Origin of the sequence: Pigmentiphaga sp., assembly GCF_019689535.1 — a bacterium.
Taxonomy (GTDB): Bacteria; Pseudomonadota; Gammaproteobacteria; order Burkholderiales; family Burkholderiaceae_B; genus Pigmentiphaga.
On the sequence record NZ_JADGHH010000276.1, the window covers coordinates 1 to 3579 of the forward strand.

Genomic DNA, 3579 nt, shown 5'->3' on the forward strand with positions numbered 1-3579 from the left:
GTGCTGTCGACCGCGCCGCCGGGGGCGTGGGGGACGACGATAGTGATCGGGCGGTTGGGATAGTCCCCTTGGGCCAGGGCGGGAGCGGCGAACGTGGCGGCGCCTGCGAGCCCGGCGGCCGCGAGGGCGGTGTTCAGAAAACTACGGCGGGTAAAGCGGTTCATGTTGTTCCCCATATTGCGAAAAGCAAATTGTCTCCGTTTTTCTTAGATTTTTGAGTTATTAGAAAATGCTTGTTTCAGGGTGTAAGCTCAACGTGCTTCTCCCGCGGGCAAACCCGGCGGTCGCCAGCCCTGCCTTTCGGCGTTGACCTGGCACGGAGCGAGGCTCGCGCGCGTTCCCGGACAGGTCAATACGTCCCGGGATACCCGCCGCCGTCGATCAGGATGCTCTGCCCCGTGATGTAGCCGGCATGCGCCGAGCAGACGAAGGCGCACAACGCACCCAGCTCTTCGGCGCGGCCGTAGCGTCCGGCAGGATTGTTGCGCCCTCGTTCTTCCCACAGCTCTTCGAAGGTCTTGCCGGTATCGGCGAGCATGCCCTCGATGTGACGACGCTGGGCGTCGGTGGCGAATACACCCGGCAGCAGGTTGTTGATCGTGACGTTGTGGCGCACCGTCTGGCGCGCCAGCCCGGCGACGAAACCCACCAGCCCGGAGCGGGCGCCGTTGGAAAGCCCCAACTCGACCTGCGGCGTTTTCACGCTGCGCGAAACGATGTTCACGATGCGGCCGAACTTGCGCTCGATCATGCCGTCGACGGTGCGCCGGATCATTTCGATCGGCCCCAGCATCATCGAGTCCAGCGCCTGGATCCAGTCGTCGCGCGACCACTTGCGGAAGTCGCCGGGCGCCGGACCGTCGGCATTGTTCACCAGGATGTCAGGCGCGGGGCAGGCCGCTAGTGCCGCGTCGCGGCCTGCCTCGGTGGTGATGTCGGCCACCGCGAACGTGACCGGGTTGCCGGTCTGCGCCGAGATCTCGGCCGCAGCTTGTTCGAGCGTGGCGAGCGTGCGCGCGGCGATGGTGACGTGGACGCCTTCCTTGGCCAGCTGGAGCGCGCAGGCGCGCCCCATGCCGCGGCTTCCGCCGAACACCAGCGCCTTCTTGCCTTGGATGCCGAGGTCCATGAACCGTTTCCCGTGAGGCTTAGGCCGACTTCAGCTCGGGTGAGCTCCAGCCGTACTTCTTGTCCAGCTCGAGTTCGCGGACGATGCGCAGGCCCTTTTGCAGCGCTTCGGGCGCCAGCGCCTTGAGCGGCTTGCGCAGGGCGCCGGCGGGCAGGCCGACGGCCTTCATCAGCGACTTGATCGCGACCGGGTTGATCGCGGAGTAGGAGAAGTGCAGCATGGGCAGCATGTGCAGGTACATGTCGCGGAAGGTCACCGAAACGTCCGGGGTCTTCCAGGGGGTGGAGATCACGGCGATCTCGGCCGGTGCGATGTTGCCGGTCATGTTGGCCGTGCCGTGTCCGCCCAGGCTCATCGTGGGCACGACCAGCCCCAGGTTGGGCGAGTCGCAGCACATCACCGAGACGTCGGGGCGCGCACGCAGCACTTGCGCGACCTGCCCCACGCGGGTGGTCGATTCCTTGTGCACGACGTAGTTGGGGTGTTTGAAGATGCGCAGCAGGTTGTCCCAGTGCAGGTCGGTCTTCACCCGCGGCGGGTTGTTGTAGATGCCCAGGGGCAGGTCGGTGGCGTCGGCCACTTCCAGGAAATAGTCCTCGATGTCGGACTCGGAGCCGCAGATATAGGCAGGCGCCGCCAGGATCGCGCCGTCGGCGCCGTTGGCGTGCGCAAAGCGCAGGTAGTCGATGGTCGTGGCCGTATTGTTGCCGGTGCAGCCGTAGAAGAACTTCATCTTCCCGGTCTTCATCTTGGCGGTCTCGACGATGATTTGCTGGCGCTCTTGCTGCGACAGCATCGACACCTCGCCCGTCGAGCCCATGATCAGGACGGCGGCCGTGCCGTTGTCTTCATGGAACTTCAGCAGCGTGCGGAATCCTTCGAAATCGACGCTGCCGTCTTTGTTGAAAGGAGTGATGAGGGCGACGAACGACCCTTCGATTTTCATCTTGGCCATGGCAATTCCACCGATTCAATAACTGTTACATGATACCCCGCGGGTTGCGGGCCGTCAGGCCCGCTTGCGCATCGCAACCGATTCGACCGCGGCCATTTCCGCAAATCCCCGTTCCAGGTCGGCGATCAGGTCTGCCGGGTCTTCGAGGCCGATGTGCAACCGCAGGGCCTGGCCGGCGTAGGGCCACTTGGCCGTCGTGCGGTCGCCCGACGGGTTGAACGGAATGATCAGGCTTTCATAGCCGCCCCAGGAGACGCCGATCCCGAACAACTGCAGGCTGTCGATGAATGCTTCCACCGCAGCGGGCGACGCCGGCCTGAGCACCATGGCGAACAGGCCGCTCGCGCCCTTGAAATCGCGTTTCCACAGCGCGTGGCCGGGATGGCTCGGCAGGGCGGGGTGCAGCACCTTTTCGACTTCCGGGCGCGTTTCCAGCCACGAGGCGACCTCGACCCCGGATTTCCAGTGCTGGGCGAGGCGCACGCTCATGGTGCGTAGCCCCCGCAGCGCAAGATAGACGTCGTCCGGGCCCGCCGTCTGGCCGAGGTCCTGCGTCGTGCGCTTGACCAGGGGCCAGGTTTCCTGCGTGCAAGTCACGATGCCCAGCATCGCGTCGGAGTGGCCCACGATGTACTTGGTCGCAGCCTGGATCGAGACGTCCACGCCGTGTTCGAAGGGCTTGAAGAACAGGGGGGTGCCCCAGGTATTGTCCATGACCACTTTGGCGCCATGGCGGTGGGCGACGGCCGCGATGGCGGGGATGTCCTGTACTTCGAAGGTCTCGGAGCCTGGGGACTCCACATACACCACGCGCGTATTCGGGCGCATCTGGGCCTCGATCCCGGCCCCGGCGGTGGGGTCGTAAATCGTGGTCTCGACGCCGAAACGGCCCAGCACGCGCGTCAGGAAGCCGCGGGTGGGCGAATAGGCGCTGTCGGTCAGCAGTACATGATCGCCGGCGGACAGCAGGGACATCAGCGCCGTCGTGCAGGCGGCAAGCCCCGACGGGAAGACCTGCGAGCGGTACCCTCCTTCCAGTTCGGCTACGGCCTCTTCTAGCGCGTGGTGCGTCGGCGTGCCGAAGCGGCCGTAGGTCGTGGCGCCGGGTTCGTCGGCCGCGCGCCGCTTTTTCTTGTCTTCCCACTCGGCCATCGATCCGTGCAGGATCGTCGAGCCACGGAAGATGGGGGTGTTGACGAGTCCGGCGAAACGCTCGGGGTGTCTGCCTGCTGTGACCAGTTTGGTCTTTTCGTTCATTGCTGCTGCTGTCCTTGTTTGCAAATGGGCGGAGGACGGCTTGGCGCTCCGCCTCGTCGCAGCGCGGCTCGTCGCCGCGCCAGCATAAAAAGTGTAGGTGCGAAGGGCATTAAATTTTTTTCTTAATCTAGCTGGTTTCCCCGAAAAAAGAGAAAATTATTTCTCTACCAGGATCTAGAATGGTTGTGAATTTCCAATGGACAAAAAAGATAGAAATATCCTTTCTATCCTGCAGGAG

General features: G+C 64.0%; 3 protein-coding genes and 1 pseudogene. All 4 read right to left on the bottom strand.

What is annotated here, in order from left to right:
- A pseudogene (locus IRZ12_RS16555) lies at nucleotides 1-164 on the bottom strand (tripartite tricarboxylate transporter substrate binding protein); the annotation flags it as partial.
- 185 nt (nucleotides 165-349) lie between these two features.
- Nucleotides 350-1129, bottom strand: coding sequence for an SDR family oxidoreductase (locus tag IRZ12_RS16560; protein ID WP_296470863.1), 780 nt, complete (start codon nucleotides 1127-1129; stop codon nucleotides 350-352).
- 19 nt (nucleotides 1130-1148) lie between these two features.
- Entirely contained in the window at nucleotides 1149-2084 is a 936-nt protein-coding gene (locus tag IRZ12_RS16565; protein WP_296470866.1) for a 4-hydroxy-tetrahydrodipicolinate synthase, read from the bottom strand.
- 54 nt (nucleotides 2085-2138) lie between these two features.
- On the bottom strand, nucleotides 2139-3341 hold the full coding sequence (metC, locus tag IRZ12_RS16570; RefSeq protein ID WP_296470870.1) for a cystathionine beta-lyase: 1203 nt from the start codon (nucleotides 3339-3341) through the stop codon (nucleotides 2139-2141).
- Nucleotides 3342-3579: the final 238 nt, after the last annotated feature.